The following is a 15,165-nucleotide window of genomic DNA, read 5'->3' as shown; positions in this document are numbered from 1 at the left end:
GAACACCCCTTGGCACCCGACCTGCGAAGGGACAGGTGCGGCCCCTCTCCTGCGAGAGGGGCCGCACCTCGCCGGGTCACCAGGGGCGTACGAGCTTCGCGGGATCGAGCCGGCCGTTCACCCGGGGGCCCCGCGGGTAGTTCACGGTGATCTCGGTCAACCTCCGCCGGACCAGGTCGTCGCGGATCGCGCGGTAGCGCTCCGCGGCCTCGGACTCCGGGGAGTGCGGAGCGAGCGGGTGCCCGCCCAGGGCCCGCCCGTACCGGCTCACCTCCTCGACCCAGACGGCGGGCTCCAGAAGGTCCGCGGCCGGCCGGGCCGCCCACCGATGGACACCGGTGGACACGGGAAGGACCATGACGTCCGGAGCCGCCGAGGGGGAGAGGCGACCGGCGAAGAAGTCGTCGGCCCAGCGTTCCGCCGCGTCCACCGCCGCCAGAGCGGGCAGCGGATCGGGCGCATCCGGGTCGAGCCTCCGATCCAGCAGGAAGGCCGGCCGGGTCACGAACTCCCCCGAGAGCCGCGGCAGCCGTTCCCGTACATCGGCGACGAGAGTGAGCCCGTGCACCGGGAACCGCTCGCATCCGGTCATCCGCAGCCACGGAGTGCCGTCGCGGGGCCCCGCGCCCGGCCGCACCACGCGAAGCGCGCAGAACTCCACCGTCCTGAGATACGCGGCGGCCTCCTCGGGCCCCGCCCCGCAGCGGGGGCAGGTGACGACCTCGACGGTGAGCGGGGGAGGGAAACGCGCCGTGCGGAGGAATCCCTCGGCCTCCCGCACGGCGAGCAGGCGGAGGATCTCCCCGGCCGGTGGCTCGTCGGAGGGGGCCGCCCGCCCCCGGTCCGCGGTCAGGCCACGGGTCAGGCCCGCGACGCCGAGATCGGCCAGGGCCGCACGCGCTCCGCCGCACAGCAACGCCCTGTCGGCGGCGGGCAGCCCCGAGTCGATCCAGCTGGTCACCGCCGCCCGCCGCAGCGGGCCGACGAGATCCGCAGGCGCGCCCGTTCCGCCGCCCGTTCCGAGGCCGGTTTCGAGGCCGGTTCCGACATCGGCCCCCAGCAGGAACGCCGCCGCCCACAGCTCCGCCGCGGTGCCCGGAGCCGTCCCCGCCTCCGCGAGGGCACGCGCCCGGTCGCGGCCGTCCGGGGACGCGAGATAGGCCTCCAGACCTCCCAGAACGTCCGCCCGGCCGAGACCGAGCACGCCGCACCAGTCACTCCACCGTCCGAAGGGATGCCGGACGAACTCCTCGCTCGTCGGCCGCAGAAAGCCGAGGAAGCAGGTGCCGAAGGCGTAGGTCACGGAGAAGTCCCAGGTGGAGGCGCCCTTCCCGCGCATCACCGCGCCCTTGTCGAATCGCGGCGGTTCCAGCCAGCGTTCCGCGGGGAGGTCCGCGCCGGGCAGGAGGACCGTGGCGCGCCGCACGCCGTGATCCAGGTTCCCGGCGACGCTGGCGACCTCGTCGTGGTCGAGCAGGTGAGGTACGGTCACCAGGACGCGGCGGTCGCGCTCACGCAGGAAGAGGTCGATCACCGTGTCGTCGTCGCGGACGTGGTCGGGGACGCCTGCCAGGTAGTCGCCGAGCTCCTTGGCCAGGCCGACCGGCAGGACGAGCCCCTGCGTGGGAACCCACTCGCCGGGGACGAGCCGCGCCCACGACGCGCCGCCGGTCGCCGCCTGGCGGATCGCGTAGGAGTTGTAGGGCGAGTTCCAGTGCGCGTAGAGGGCGAGCGCGTCGTCCGGACAGGCCGCGACCGCGGCGCGCAGATGGGCGGAGAACCCGTCCACGAGGAGCACGTCGTCCTGGAGGACGAGATGGTGGGTCGCGTCCGGGCTCCAGGCCGCCCACGCGCGCTTCGCCGTACGCAGCGGGCTGGGGAACGAGCCGGGGTCGGGGTCGGGGACCGGTACGAGCCGCAACGGAGCACACGCCTCGGCGATCCGGGGGATCCGGTCCCCTCTGGCCGGGTGGTACATGACGGCGACGCTGATGCGCGGGAACCCGGGGGGACCGGCGAGGCGATCCGTCATCGCTCCTCGCTCGGGACGGTCTCCGCCGCGGGAAGCCACCGGACGCGCCTGCCGATCCTGGCCGCCTCGCTCTCCAGGAGGTCCACCGCCCACCGGGGATAGGCGCGCAGGGAGGGGGCGAGCAGGCAGAGGTCGAAGGTGCCGGGCTCCAGCAGTGTGCGGAAACCGTGCAGCGGCAGCACCTCGATGCCGGGAGAGTTGCGGCGCGCCTCCTGGGCGAGTCCGGGAACCGGCTCGACGCAGAGGTCACCGCCGTTCACGGCGTACAGGCAGTCGGCCCCGAACAGGGCCGTGGCGGGGCCGGGATCGACCCGCCGGCCGGACGGCCGGAGCCGGGCCAGGCGGATCCGGTTCCGGGACGCGGCCCGCAGCTCGGCGAGCCGCGGATGGAGTTCGTGCGCCCAGCAGACCGTGGAGACCTCGACGACGGGATCCATGTGCTTGCGCAGCAGCAGCGCCGCGTGCTTCTCGTAGCTGGGGCGCAGCGCCGCCAGGTCGCGGGTGTGGGGGATCTCGACGCAGGCCGCCCCGCGGGCCAGGGTGAACTTCAGCCCCTTCTCGTACAGGCGCCGGCCCAGTTCGACGTCCTCACCGCTCCAGCCGACGAAGTCGTCGTCGAAACCACCGGCCAGGTGGAAGTCGGCGGCGCCGACGGACACGTTGCCGGTCCAGTAGAAGATCCACGGAGCGGCGTACCGGTCGATGTCGTCCCCGAGGCTCCGGTAGCACGGCTCCCGCATGTCCCGGTGCCGCCCGCTCAGGGTGAACCGGTCGATCAGCTCGTCGGGCGGCTCGCCGAGATCGTCCTGGGAGACCCGGTTGGCCGGGTCGTGGTCGTAGCCGAAGATGTAACCGATCACGGCCCGGCCGCCGCCCTCGTGCGCGGCCAGGTGCCCGCTCAGCAGGTGGCGGGAGGCGAGCATCCCGCTGTCGAGGAACACCAGGATCCGCCCCTCGGCCCGTGCCGCCCCGAGGTTGCGTGCCTGCCCCGCCCGGAATCCCAGGTCCTCTTGGTAGACGTAGCCGATCCGGAGGTTCCCGGCGTGGCCCTCGACCACGAGCCGGGTGTCGTCGCTCGACCCGTCGTCGGCGACGATCACCTCGTACCGGTCGCGGGGCAGGTCCTGGTGAGCCAGGGAACGCAGCGTACGGTCCAGCTCCCGCGCCCGGTTGTAGGTGGGGATGACGACGGACACCTCCGGTGCGCCGTGCTCGCCCGGCCGCTCAGCCAACGAGGGCCTCCTTCGCCAGGCTGGTGTCCAGCACCGAGGAGACGGGAGGCAGCGTGCTCACGCCGCGTGCCCGCAGACCGGCGTAGACGGGACCCGCCAGCCGGTCGGGGTCGATCGAGCCCAGGCCGCGGTCACCGGCGGCTCCGCGGATGAGCGCGGCCTGCACCTCGTTCTCCCGCCGGGCCGCCGCCGGATCGAGTCCGAGGTCCTTGCCGTACTTCTCCACGGCCAGCTTGGTCCCGAGCGCCGGGTCCTTCAGGTTGTGCCGGTACCCCCGGATCACCGCGCGCAGGTAACCGACGAAACGCGCCCGGTCCGCCGCGAGGTCGGCGCGTTTCACCGCCATGACGAGCGCGTAGTCGGGCATGCCCAGCTGCCCCTGGGTCACGCTGACCACGCGGACGCCCTGCTGTTCCAGCGCGAGTGGCTGGGCGGTGACGTAGCAGGCCATGACATCGCAGTCCCCCTTGGTGAGCGCCGTGGTGCCCGCGCCCACCGGAACCCGTTCGTAGCGGACGGGCAGTTTGTTGATCTTCAGGATCGCCTCCACCATGACCTCCGCGCCGGGTGACAGGCCGATGCGCTTGCCCACGAGATCCTTGGCGGTGCGCACCGGGTTGGACGCGAGGCTGACGAAGCCGCCCGGGCTCTCCTGGAAGACGGCGCCGATCGCGACGAGGTCGGCTTCGCTCTCCCTGGCCTTGATGAGGGCGCCGAAGTCGACCAGTGCGACGTCCGCGCCACCCGCGGTGACGACGCTGACGGCGTCGGGGATGTTCGGCCCGCCGGCGAGAAGCGGCGCCGACAGTCCCTCCTCCTTGAAGTACCCCTGTTCCTCGGCGATGTAGAAGCCGGCGAACGTGACGGTCTTCAGCCAGGATAACTGGGTACGCACCACCTTCCCGCCGTCCGCGGACCCCCCGCCCGATGACGGAGAACACGCCGTGAGCAGTCCCGCGGCGCTCAGTCCGCCGAGAGCCACGGTGGTGCGCAGGAACCCGCGCCGGGAGAACTGGTCCACTGTGAGTCCGTCCTTTTCTTGGTGCCGTTCAGTTTTCTTGGTGCCGTTCAGTTCTTGTGCAGGGAGAGGAGAGAACGTGTCCTCCGCTCGGCGAGGTCCATGACCTCGTAGGCGAGCAGGGAACTGGCCAGCGAGGTCAGCAGGATCGCCCACACCGTGGGCGTGTCCAGGAGCCCCTGGGAGCGGGCCAGCAGGGCTCCGAGCCCGTCGTTGGCGGTGAGGAACTCCGCGGTGAGCGCGGCGAGCACCCCGACGCAGGAGGTCAGCTTGGCCGCCTGCACCAGTTCCGGCAGGGCGACGGGCAGCGAGACGTACCACAGGAGCCTGCCCCGGCCGCCCCCGGTGACCCGGACGACGTCGACGAGGGCGGGCGGGATCCGCCACAGAGCGGCGCCGACCAGGGCGAACGAGGGAAAGAAGCTCATAATCGCCGCGGTGGCGACCGCGGCCGGCCCGCCGTAGCCGAAGAACGTGGCGATCAGCGGGCTCAGGGCGAGCACCGGCACACACCGCATGATCATCCCGGCGACTCGGGTGAGCGGCTCCACCATCGGGAGAAGGTGCGCGGCGATCGCCAGCGCCGTGCCGAACACCAGTCCCAGCCCGATGCCGGCGACGGCACGCGCCACGGTGAGCGCCAGCGCGCTCGGGTCCGCGACCTTGGCGACCAGGCTGTCCGCCACCTTCGCGGGGTCGGGCACCAGCAGCGCGGGCACGGCGCCGCTCAGGCGCACCAGGACCCAGACCACGGGGAGGCCGACGAGGACGACGCCGTATCCGAGCAGCCGGTGCACGCGCGCGCGGCTCATGCGACGCTCCCGGTGGTTCCGCGGCGGCGGTGGACCGTCCGGGCCAGCCGGGCGAACACCGCGTAGACGATCGAGGACACCGCGACGACGAGCACGCTGACCGTCGCCACCAGGTCGTCCTGCCCCTCACGCAGCCCCGAGACCAGGAGCACGCCGAGCCCGCGCTCGGAGCCGAACCACTCACCGATGAGCGCTCCGAGGAGGGCTCCGGGCACGGCGAACTTGACGCCCTCCACGACGTGAGGGAGAGTGCCCGCGGCCTCCACCAGACGCAGGCGACGCCACCGTCCCGCGCCGTGCACGGCGAGCAGGTCGCGCAGTCCTTGGGGGATGGTCCCCAGCCCGGCCTCGGCCGCCGAGAAGACCGGCAGGGCCACGCTGATCGCGGCGGCGATCACCGGTATGGCCTCGCGCTCCACCGACGAGGTCAGCAGCGGCCCGAGCGCGACCAGCGGGACCGCGTAGCAGATCAGCATGAGGAGCTGGAGCGGCCCCCGCGCCCCGTCCGCGGCGCCGGCCGCCCAGGCCGCCACGATCGCGAGCGCGGCCCCGGCGACCAGGCCGTACGCGGCCTCCAGCAGGGTGACGCCGGCCGACTCGATCAGCAATTCCCGGCGCGTGGCCAGAACGGGCCAGATCTCCGCCGAACCCGCGGCGCCGAAGCCGTACCACACGAGCAGGGCGGCGGACACGAGCAGCACGCCGCCCAGGAGGGGCGTGGCCGCGCGGTGAGCGCGGCCACGGAGAGACGGTCTAGGCATCGAGCGCCTCGATGCACTCCTGCACGGCGTGCCGGAACGACTCGTCCGGGACCTCGGGCCTGGGCCGTGCCATCGGCACCGTGATCTCCCTCACGATGGTGGACGGGCGGCCCGACATCACCACGACGCGGTCGGCCAGCATCACGGCCTCATCGACCGCGTGGGTGATCAGAACGGTGGTCGGGCGGACGACGGTCCAGACGCGTTCCAGCTCCCGGTTCAACCGTCGCCGGGTGATGGCGTCGAGAGCTCCGAACGGCTCGTCCAGGAGCAGCAGCGACGGCTCCATGACCAGCGCCCGCGCCAGCGCCACGCGCTGGCGCATTCCGCCGGACGCCTCGTGAGGGCGCAGGTGGGCGAGGCTGCGGAGGCCGACGAGGTCCAGGATCTCGTCGACGCGCTCCCGGTCCGGCCGCCGTCCCGCGGCGCGGTAGACGAACTCGACGTTGCGCCGCAGCGACGCCCAGGGAAGGAGGGCCGGGTCCTGGAAGGCCATGCCGATGCGGTGTTCCCGCGCCAGCCGGGCCGGTGGACCGCCGCAACAGGTGATCGTGCCGTCGGTGGGCGTCTCCAGCCCGGCGATCATCCGGAGCAGCGTCGTCTTCCCGCAGCCCGACGGGCCGATGATCGCCAGGAACTCCGAGGTGCGGACCTTCAGGCTGACGTCACTTACGGCCCGCACGGCCCGGCGGCCGGAACCGTAGCTCTTGGACAGAGCCTGACCGTGGATCGCCACATCGGTCCCGGCCGGCGAGGTTTCCTCGTCGTGTGCGCTCACCGAGCGGCCCCGTGCGTGAGGCGGACGCCCGGCCATCGGTCGTCCGGAGGGCCGGCCTCCTCGACGTAGGCCTGCCACCTGGACCGCAGCAGCCGTTCCGCCGCGGCCGCCACCGGGTTGAGCTCGCAGCGCGGTTCGTCCGGCCGGGTCTCCCACGCGATCTGCTCGCGCACCCCGATCCAGGCGTCCTGTTCCTGGATCCGGGCGAGCACCAGACGCCGGAAGAACGGCTCGGCGAACTGGCGCAGGCGCCTGGTGCCCCGCCTGGCCTTGATGTAAAGCGTGATGTAGACGGCGACCCGGTCCCGGCCCTCCGGCCGGAAGAAGGCCCACACCACCATCCCGTCGCCGAGACGCGCCTGATGATGGGGATAGTCGTAGTACACCTCCAGCGGGTAGGTCACCGTGGAGGCGTTCCGGTCGGAGCCGAGCAGCATCCGGAGCGTACGCTCCGCCCGGCTGTGCCCGCTGGTCACCTCGTACGCCCCGAAGACGCGCTGCTCGTCGGTCTCGAGGTCGCGCAGGCGCAGCCGCGACCAGGGCTGGTACTTCCGATGCAGGTGGAAGTGGGTGTAGTCCATCCCGTTGATCAGGCCGACGCCGTAGTGGTTGGGGAAGACCCGGTCCTGCCGGAACGAGAACCACTCGCCGCCGTCCCACCGCGAGGTGTCCGGCGGCTGCGGAGGCAGCGGGTCGGCGGGCTCGGGGACGAACCAGACCAGGCCGCTGCGCTCGGCGACGGGAAAGCTCCGCACCCGCAGGCGGGGAAGCGGCGCCTCCTCCTCCCAGTAGGGGATCCGGGCGAGCGCTCCGTCCGGGCCGTACTCCCATCCGTGGTAGGGGCAGACGATGCGGCAGTCGCGCACCTCGCCCTCGTGGAGCGCGACGCGGCGGTGCGCGCAGGCGTTGTCGAGACAGTGGACCGCGCCCTGACCGTCACGGAAGACGACGAAGGAACGGCCGAGGAAGCGGACCTCCCTGGCCTGTCCCGGACCCAGCTCGTCGCTGCGGCAGGCCGGATACCAGCAGCGGGGGTCCACACCGATGTCGCAGAGGTTGCTCAATCTTTCTCCTGTTGTGCGTTCACGCGGCGGCACGGATCAGGCATCGCTGCAGCCAGCGGTCCGTGCCGTCGTAGCGCGGTTGGTAGGCGGTGCGGCCGTGAACGAGGTGGGTGTTGTCGATGAGCAACAGGTCCCCGGTCCGAAGGTTGATCGTGACGGTGCGGTCCGCGATCCCCTCACGCAGCGTCCGCAGCGGGCGCTCGTACTCCTCCCCGACCGCGCACAGCGCCTCGGCGTAGTTGAAGCGGAGCCGGCCGCGCCACCGGGACGCCACCGGTTTGGGCTCGGTGACCGTGCCGTCGGGCAGGCGGAAGGCGAAGGCCGGCTCGGCCAGCGCACGGCGGGTGCCGGGATCGAGCTCCGCCCACACGTCGAGCAGGTCGCACGCCAGGGTGCCCACCCTCTCGTCCGCCCGCAGGCAGAGGAGGACGAGGGCGTCCGGCGTGTTCGGGCGGAACGCTGTCTCGGTGTGCATCTCCAGGTAGACGGCGTTGCTGGCGTTCTGCCTGGACGCCTCCCCGCGGAGCGGGTAGAGGTTCTGCACGCGCGCGCCCGCGTGCCAGTCCGCGAAGGAGATCACCTCGCCGACCAGGGACGCGAGGGCGAGCAGCGGCGACTCGGTCCCGATCGGGCGCCCCACCTCGGTGTAGGGGCGGTCGGGCGTCGGCGGCAGGTCCGCCGGTACCCATGCCCCGGTGACGTGCAGCAGGCCGGCCTCGCCCAGGGTCCGGCCGAACCGCGTCGCGGCCCGGGCCAGCTCGGGCCCGAGGCCGGACGACTGGTCTTCGCCGCCTTCGGCGACGTCCGGGGGGAGGGTCAGCAGCCCCCGGCGGTGCGGGTGGTGCTCAGGCAAGGCTGAATACCCCCGAGAAGACGGGGAGCCGGTACTGCTCGATGATCTCGTTGAACTTCACGTGTACGCGGATGAGCTCGTCGAGGTCGTAGACGAAGGGAATCTGCTGCTGCTTGACCACGAACGCGGTGAAGACCGTGGGAGAGGGGACGACCCCGAGCCCGGCGATGGTCTCCAGCCCACGCAGGGTCTCCTCGGGCGGCTCGATCCCGGCGAGAAGGCAGCTGCCGACGTTGCCGGAGCCGAACACCTCCACCGCGTCGGTGAAGATGTCCACGTAGTCCGCGAAGGTGATGTCGGCCTTGTAGCCGTGGATGAGCCGTCGCCGGTAGTCCGCGCTGACCACCTCGATCCCGCTGTTGAAGCGGGAGACGCCCGAGTCGCGCAGGGTGGTGAGATATTCGATCCGGCGGGCCCGGTTCCCGATGAGGCTCGGCGGGATGACCTGCGAGACGTAGATCCCCTCCGTGTACCCGACGTCGCGCAGCGCCGTCGCCATCCGGCAGTGGCGCTCCAGTTCGAGCGCCTCGTTCGTGATGCTGCCGGTGCACAGCCAGACGATGTCGTACTTGGTGTGGAAGTCCTCCGCGTGTTCTTCGACGTAGCGGAGGCATTCGTCGAAGTTGGCCTTGTAGCTCCCGGTCTTCGTCTGCTGGATGGCGAGCACCTCCCACTCGCTCTCCTTGAAGCAGAAGTCGCAGGAGTACGCGCAGTAGGTGTGGTAGTCGAAGACGAAACTGCGGGTGCCGTTCTCGCGGAGCAGCCCGAAGTTGTACATGCCGGTGGGCGCCCGGTCGTCGTCGACGAACTGCTCGCAGGCCACCTCGCGCTCCTCGTCGTTGATCAGCGCGCTGAGCCGCGTGCCGTCGAAGCAGAAGGGAGAGGCCTGGTTCACCCGTACGGTGATCTTCTTGCGGAAGTCGGGCCCGCTGATCACGATCTCGATCCGCGGCAGCACCTGGCCGAGGATCGGCAGCCGGATGTCTGTGGTGGCGAAACGCACTCCGTCCCGGAGGGCGCCGAGCCGGAACACCTCTTCGATCCGTACGAGATCGAGGTTCTTCAGCGTCAGCGGGATGCGGGAGTCACGAGCGGCCGCACGTCTCATGAGAGTTCTCCGGGGGAGTCATTTGTCCAGGATGCGGAGGGCGTTCTCGCCGAGCAGGGCACGGCGCAGGTCCTCGGGGAAGGCCGCCAGAACCGGGTCCCACTCCTCGCGCGGCCGGAAGGGCGTGCCGGGGTGGGGAAAGTCGGTGGCGAGGAGCACCCGGGAGCGGAGCTCTTCGGGGAGCCGGTCGAGGCGCTCGCCGAGGCCGGTCGAGAAGAAGAAGGCGTCTCGGTCGTACAGGTAGTGCCGGGGCGGGTGGTCGGGGGTGTCGCGCCCGGTCTCCCGCAGCGTCTCGAACGACTCCTGCGCGCGCTCCAGCCAGGCCGGCAGCCAGCCGATGTTGCATTCGTGGAAGGCGAACCGCAGGTCCGGGAAGCGGTCGGGGACCCGGGCGTCGAGCAGCCCCGCCAGGAAGAGCTGCCCGGGCAGGATCTCGTTGACGTGGTTGAAGAAGGCGCCTGTGCCGGGCGCGCGCACGCTGGTCGGGAGGGGCAGCGGCAGCAGGTGCGGCACGGCGACCTTGTGCAGGTGGATCACCATGCCGTGGTCCTGGGCGGCCGCCCAGAACGGGTCGAGCCGGGCGTCGAGGACCGTCACCCCGTGGGGAAGCATCACGTGCCGGAAGCCCGTCGCGGCGAGCGCGGCCACCTCCTGCGGAAACGGCGCCTCAGGGGACAGCGCCAGCTGACCCACGGGGACGAGCCGGTCCGGGGCGGCCGAGGCGAAGTCGGCCATCCAGCGGTTGTAGGCCCGCAGGTGGGCGACCGCGTAGGGGGAGGCGCAGTCCACCTCCCTGGGCCAGATGAGGCCGAGGGACGGGAAGAGCAGCGTGGCCTCGATGCCCTCGGCGTCCAGCCACCGCACCCGTGCGTCGCCGTCGTAGGACGCCGGCGGGCACGACTCCCTGAAGGACGCGTACTCCGCGCGTTCCAGGGTGTTCCAGTCCACGATGGGCTCGTCCGGGTCGTAGGGGACGCCGCCGAGCCGGCGGATGAGCCTGGAGGGTCTCCCGTGGATGAGGAGGCGGTCGCCGTCGGACGGATCACGCTCCACCCGCAGGCACGCCTCCCGGAACGCGGGGTCGACGTACTCCTCCCACAGATTCCCGGGTTCGATCACATGGCCGTCCGCGTCGACGACCGGGTAGCCGTTCCACATGGTCTGAGTCCTCGCGTCGGTCGGGGAGCCGGGCCCGCTACGGCTGGGTGGCGGGCTGGCTGAGCGCCTTCTGGTAGTCGTCGGGGTAGTTCGCGTAACGCCGATCGGAGATCAGGCGGCCGGTCTCGCGGTCGCCGTCCAGCAGGCGGGTGGTGACGAGCATGCGTTGCAGCCAGCGATCGGTCCCGTCGTAGCTCGGGACGATGGCGTTGCGCCCGTGGACGACCCGCGAGTTGTCGAGGACGAGCAGGTCTCCCGTGACCAGCGGGACGTCGGTGGCGATGGCCAGGACCCGCCGGGACAGCTCGTCCAGCGTCCGTTGCGACTCCTCGTCGATCGCGACGAGGTCGCCGACGTACTCGATCACCCGCGTGCCGTCCCGGAAACTGATGATCGGCTGCGGCTCGGTGAGCCCGCGCCCGTCGATGACGACCACCGGGTTGTCGGTCTCGAACGCGTACCGCGCCTGGGCGAGCACCGCCAGATCGGCCTCGTCCAGCGAGTCGACCACCCGGGTGATGTCGGCGACCCGGGTCTTGGCCTGACCGGTCGGATCGCCCCGCAGGCAGAGCAGGGCGAGATAGTCGGGGGACACGTCGCGGAAGGGCGTCTCGGTGTGCAGGAGGAACTCCACCGCGTTGGACCCGAACTGCAGATCGCGATGGGCCCGGATCGGGTACTTGTTGTGGACCAGATGACCGGAGTCCCACTCCAGGTAGCTGAACGGCTCGCCGAGCAGGTCGACCACGCCGGCGAGCAACGCCTCGGTGCCCACCGCGGTGAGTTCGGGCAGCGAGGAGAAGGACCGTCCTGGTGTGGGCGGCAGGTCGCGGACGATCGGCAGGTTGCGGAGGAGCAGCGCGCCGGGCGCCCGGCGGAGCCGGAGGGCCTCCACCGCCGCGCGCACCCCTGCGGGGAGCACGCCCCGGTTCCGGCGGACCTGCGCCAGGAAGGTCTCGAACTCGTCGTACGGATTGGCGTCGACGGAGGCGATCCCGGCCCTGAGGGCCTCTCTTTCCACGTCTGTAAGCTCGACGACGGGGATTTCTGTCAGCGGCTCAGTTGATTCGGACATGGCGGAAATCCGTTCCGTAGCGGAGGAGTACGCGTGCCGGGCCTGTCATTCCCGCCCGGGTCCTCGTAATTCCGGGCGCGGAAAACCGGGGCTGAGTCGATCCGGGTTCCGAGGTGCGCGGGTCATACCTCTCCTATCGCACACGCCTCCTCGGATTGCACACGCCGCCGGCCCGGCGGCCGGTTTCAACGCAGTTGATTTAACATGCCCCTTCTTGCGGCGTCATTGGGGAAAACCCTGAAACGCCGTGATCGGACGCGGATCGTCGTCAGCCGTGCCCGGGGGTCCGCCTGCCGGAGTTCATGCGCAGCGCGAGTTCGGTGCGGCTGCGCACCCCGAGCTTGCGATAGACGCTGGACAGATGGCTCTCCACGGTCTTCACCCCGATCGCCAGCTCCCTGGCGATCTCCTGGTTCGTCCGGCCCTCGGCGGCCAGCGCGGCGACCTGCGCCTCCGACACGGTCAGGCGGTCGGGCGGGGTGAGCCTCGACCGCGGCTCGCCTCTCCCCGCCCACCACTCGGCACCGATCTTGGTGAAGATCCTCGACGCCCGTTCCATGGTGCGCCGCGCGGCCTCCCGCCGGCGCAGGCGGCTCTGTGACCTGCTGAGCGCGAGCAGGGCACGGCCGAGTTCGAAGGGCGCACCGGCGGCGGAGAACTCGGCCACGGCGGCCTCCAGTTCGGCGGCTCCCCGTTTCGGGGATCCGGTGGCGGTCAGCAGCACGCCGTGTGCCCGGCCGGCGAGGCCCCGCCCCAGTGGCCGGTCGGCGACGCGCACGTGCCGCTGGATCCGCTCGACGCGCTCGGCCGCCTGGTCGTACTGTCCGACCTGCACCAGCGCCTCGACGTGGTCGGCGCCCGCCGTCGGGCAGACCACGTCGAGGACGACGCCGAGGGAGCGGGACGTCTGCTCGGCGGCGTCCAGGTGCTGGACGGCCGCCATCGGGTCGCCGTCGGACAGGTCGATGAAGCCCAGCAGGGCGCGCACCGAGAGCGCGGCCAGCCTGTTGCCCGAGGTCTGGGCGATCCGCAGTCCCTCGCCGGCCAGCAGCCGGGCCCTGCCCAGCTCGCCGTGCATGCCGAGCAGGAGCGCCTCGGTGAACAGGGCGGCGGACGTGGGGACGCCGGTCGCCTCCACCGCGCGCGCGGCCAGGTCCGCGTAGCGCGCCGCCGCGCGCAGATCACCGGCGAGGCATTCCACCTCGGTGGCCCAGGCCATCCCCCAGTCGGCGCAGGCCACGGTGCCGGCCTCGACGACCGCGGTGCGCAGCGCACCGAACACGGCCCGCGCCGCGGGCAGGTCGCCCAGGCAACGGCACAGGAAGCCGTACAGGTGCGGGACCGCGAGCGAGTGCTCCACGGGGTTGTGACGGTGTGGCACGGGCATGGCCGCCGGGGGCGGGGCACCGCGGATGAACTCGATCGTGGACAGCACGGAGACGGCCTCGCCGCGCGCGTCGTCGTTCCCGGACGCCTCGGTGAGGCGCAGCAGTTCCCTGGCATGCCCCTGAGCGGCGGCGAGGTCGCCTCTGTGCACGCAGTAGTACGTCAGGCCGGTCGTGATCGGGATCAGCAGGTCGGGCCGGCCGGCGGCCTCGGCACGGCCGCGCTCCAGACGCGTGATCGAACCCGCGACGTCGCCGGAATTGAAGGCGGCCTGCCCCAGGCGGAGGAGCATCTCCGAACGGACCGGCCCGGGCGGGCAGCGGCGCAGCGCGTCCTCCAGGATGTCCAGGGCCCGGGATCCGTCTCCTCCGGAGATCAGGTGGCCGGCGGCGTCGCGCCAGCGGCGCAGGCGGAGTTCACGCTCCCCGGGGGAGGTGAGCCGGGCGGCCTGCGCCGTCATGTCGCCCGCGGTCAGCGGGTCGCCACGGGCGGCGGTCAGCGTGGCGGCGGCGGCGAGCGTGTCGGCCACGACAGGGTCGGTATGGCCGGCGGTGGCGGCCAGGTGTCTCGCGCGTTCCTCCACGTCGCTCACCACCCGGGCCAGCCGCTGATGCATCTCCCGGCGCCGCAGTGGTCCGGCGACCTCGAACACCACGTTCCGGAGCAGCGGGTCGCGGAAGCGAAGGGACTCGTGTTCGAGCACGACGAGCCGCCGGGCGATCGCCTCCGCCAGCCCCGTCAACGTGCCGATCACGGTGCGGACGAGAGCGATCGTGGGCGTCTCGGCGCAGGCGACCACCAGCACCGCCTCCGCCACGGCCGGAGGCAGTGCGCGGACGCGCGCACGGAGCAGGCGCCGCAGACTCTCCGGCAGCGGGAGGTCGCCGGTCGGATAGGACCGCTCGCTCCACGCCCGGGCCGTCTCCAGGCCGAACAGGGGGTTGCCGCCACACGCCCTGTGCAGCCAGCGCAGCAGAGGCCGGGGGAAGGCCGTGCCGTAGCGGCTCTCCACCACGGCAGCCAGGGCGAGGGGGGCCAGCGGCCCGACCTCCCAGCAGGTGACCCGCTCGGGGGGCAGCACCCGGACGAGCGTGGGCCAGGCGTCGCCCTCCGTCTCCGCGCCGAGCGTGACGAGCAGCTTCACGGGCTCGACGGTCAGGCGCCGGAGCACGAAGGTGAGCACGACCTCGGTCGCGGAGTCCAGCCATTGGAGGTCGTCGAGGGCGATGAGCACGGGTCCTTCGGCGGACAGGTTCCTGAGCAGGTCCAGCACGGCCAGCGCCACCGCGCGCTGGTGGGGCGGCGTCCCGGGGGCCTGCTCCCACCACAGTGTGGCGGCCAGCACGCCGCGCAGCGGCTCGCGCAGACCGCGTACGGCCTCGGAGCCCTCCAGGCCGGCGAAGAGGTCGCCGAGACCGACATAGGACAGGCCGGTCTCGCTCAGGTCGGATCGGCAGGAGAGGACCCGGAACGACCGGTCCTTCGCGGCGGCCAGCGCGGCGGACCAGATGGTGGACTTGCCGACACCCACGTCTCCGCCCAGCACCCCCATGGAGGGGCCGGAGACGCCGGCGTCGAGCCACGTCTCGATCGCGCGGGCCTCGTCGGCCCTGCCGGGGACGTCCATTGATCCTCTCGACGGAAGTTTCCTCACCGGCAGCGGTCGCCGCGGCGGTGAGGAGATTCAACTACCGCGATGATCGCAACGTAACAGTTGATGCAAAACATTCAGGGTTTTCCCTGATGAAACCGCCAAGAATGTCACGTTTACTTCCTTCGGTGGAGCGGCCGCGAGTACCGCGTGCACAGGCGGACCTACGGACAACTCTCTTACCAAAAGGTACTTCTCCCTTTGAATAGCCATAATTCGGTCGAGCCTCAACTGGCC

The 15,165-nt window shown here is 71.8% G+C and carries 12 protein-coding genes; all 12 read right to left on the bottom strand.

What is annotated here, in order from left to right; all coding sequences use genetic code 11:
* Positions 1-76 precede the first annotated feature (76 nt).
* The 12 genes from FED44_RS17435 to FED44_RS17380 all read right to left on the bottom strand — a co-directional run bounded on the left by FED44_RS17435 (position 77) and on the right by FED44_RS17380 (position 14,904).
* Positions 77-2,032, bottom strand: coding sequence for a hypothetical protein (locus tag FED44_RS17435; protein WP_138461313.1), 1,956 nt, complete (start codon positions 2,030-2,032; stop codon positions 77-79).
* Positions 2,029-3,264: a glycosyltransferase gene (locus FED44_RS17430; RefSeq protein WP_138461312.1), complete on the bottom strand. Its 1,236-nt coding sequence runs from the start codon at positions 3,262-3,264 to the stop codon at positions 2,029-2,031. Before FED44_RS17430 ends, FED44_RS17435 begins: the two co-directional genes overlap by 4 nt.
* Positions 3,257-4,285 carry an ABC transporter substrate-binding protein gene (locus tag FED44_RS17425; RefSeq protein WP_167521503.1) on the bottom strand — a complete coding sequence of 343 codons (1,029 nt, stop codon included), beginning with the start codon at positions 4,283-4,285 and terminating at the stop codon, positions 3,257-3,259. The genes FED44_RS17430 and FED44_RS17425 overlap by 8 nt, the downstream gene beginning before the upstream one ends.
* Positions 4,286-4,332: 47 nt before the next feature.
* On the bottom strand, positions 4,333-5,094 hold the full coding sequence (locus FED44_RS17420) for an ABC transporter permease (protein ID WP_117410159.1): 762 nt from the start codon (positions 5,092-5,094) through the stop codon (positions 4,333-4,335).
* A complete protein-coding gene (locus FED44_RS17415; RefSeq protein ID WP_117410160.1) occupies positions 5,091-5,855 on the bottom strand; it encodes an ABC transporter permease in 765 nt (254 codons plus the stop codon). Before FED44_RS17415 ends, FED44_RS17420 begins: the two co-directional genes overlap by 4 nt.
* Positions 5,848-6,633: an ABC transporter ATP-binding protein gene (locus tag FED44_RS17410; RefSeq protein WP_208759033.1), complete on the bottom strand. Its 786-nt coding sequence runs from the start codon at positions 6,631-6,633 to the stop codon at positions 5,848-5,850. The genes FED44_RS17415 and FED44_RS17410 overlap by 8 nt, the downstream gene beginning before the upstream one ends.
* Entirely contained in the window at positions 6,630-7,697 is a 1,068-nt protein-coding gene (locus FED44_RS17405) for a Rieske (2Fe-2S) protein (protein ID WP_165900902.1), read from the bottom strand. Before FED44_RS17405 ends, FED44_RS17410 begins: the two co-directional genes overlap by 4 nt.
* A gap of 19 nt (positions 7,698-7,716) precedes the next feature.
* Complete coding sequence (locus tag FED44_RS17400; RefSeq protein WP_133306163.1) at positions 7,717-8,550, bottom strand: TauD/TfdA family dioxygenase; 834 nt, start codon at positions 8,548-8,550, stop codon at positions 7,717-7,719.
* Positions 8,543-9,658, bottom strand: coding sequence for a hypothetical protein (locus FED44_RS17395; protein WP_117410164.1), 1,116 nt, complete (start codon positions 9,656-9,658; stop codon positions 8,543-8,545). Before FED44_RS17395 ends, FED44_RS17400 begins: the two co-directional genes overlap by 8 nt.
* A gap of 18 nt (positions 9,659-9,676) precedes the next feature.
* Complete coding sequence (locus FED44_RS17390) at positions 9,677-10,816, bottom strand: amidohydrolase family protein (RefSeq protein ID WP_138461309.1); 1,140 nt, start codon at positions 10,814-10,816, stop codon at positions 9,677-9,679.
* A 37-nt stretch (positions 10,817-10,853) separates the two neighbouring features.
* On the bottom strand, positions 10,854-11,837 hold the full coding sequence (locus FED44_RS17385; RefSeq protein ID WP_165900903.1) for a TauD/TfdA family dioxygenase: 984 nt from the start codon (positions 11,835-11,837) through the stop codon (positions 10,854-10,856).
* 322 nt (positions 11,838-12,159) lie between these two features.
* Entirely contained in the window at positions 12,160-14,904 is a 2,745-nt protein-coding gene (locus FED44_RS17380) for a helix-turn-helix transcriptional regulator (protein WP_138461308.1), read from the bottom strand.
* Between the last annotated feature and the right edge of the window lie 261 nt (positions 14,905-15,165).

Source organism: Microbispora triticiradicis, assembly GCF_005864065.1.
GTDB classification, from domain to species: Bacteria; Actinomycetota; Actinomycetes; order Streptosporangiales; family Streptosporangiaceae; genus Microbispora; species Microbispora triticiradicis.
The sequence above is the reverse complement of the archived record's forward strand: the minus strand, read 5'-3'. Positions and strand labels throughout refer to the sequence as shown.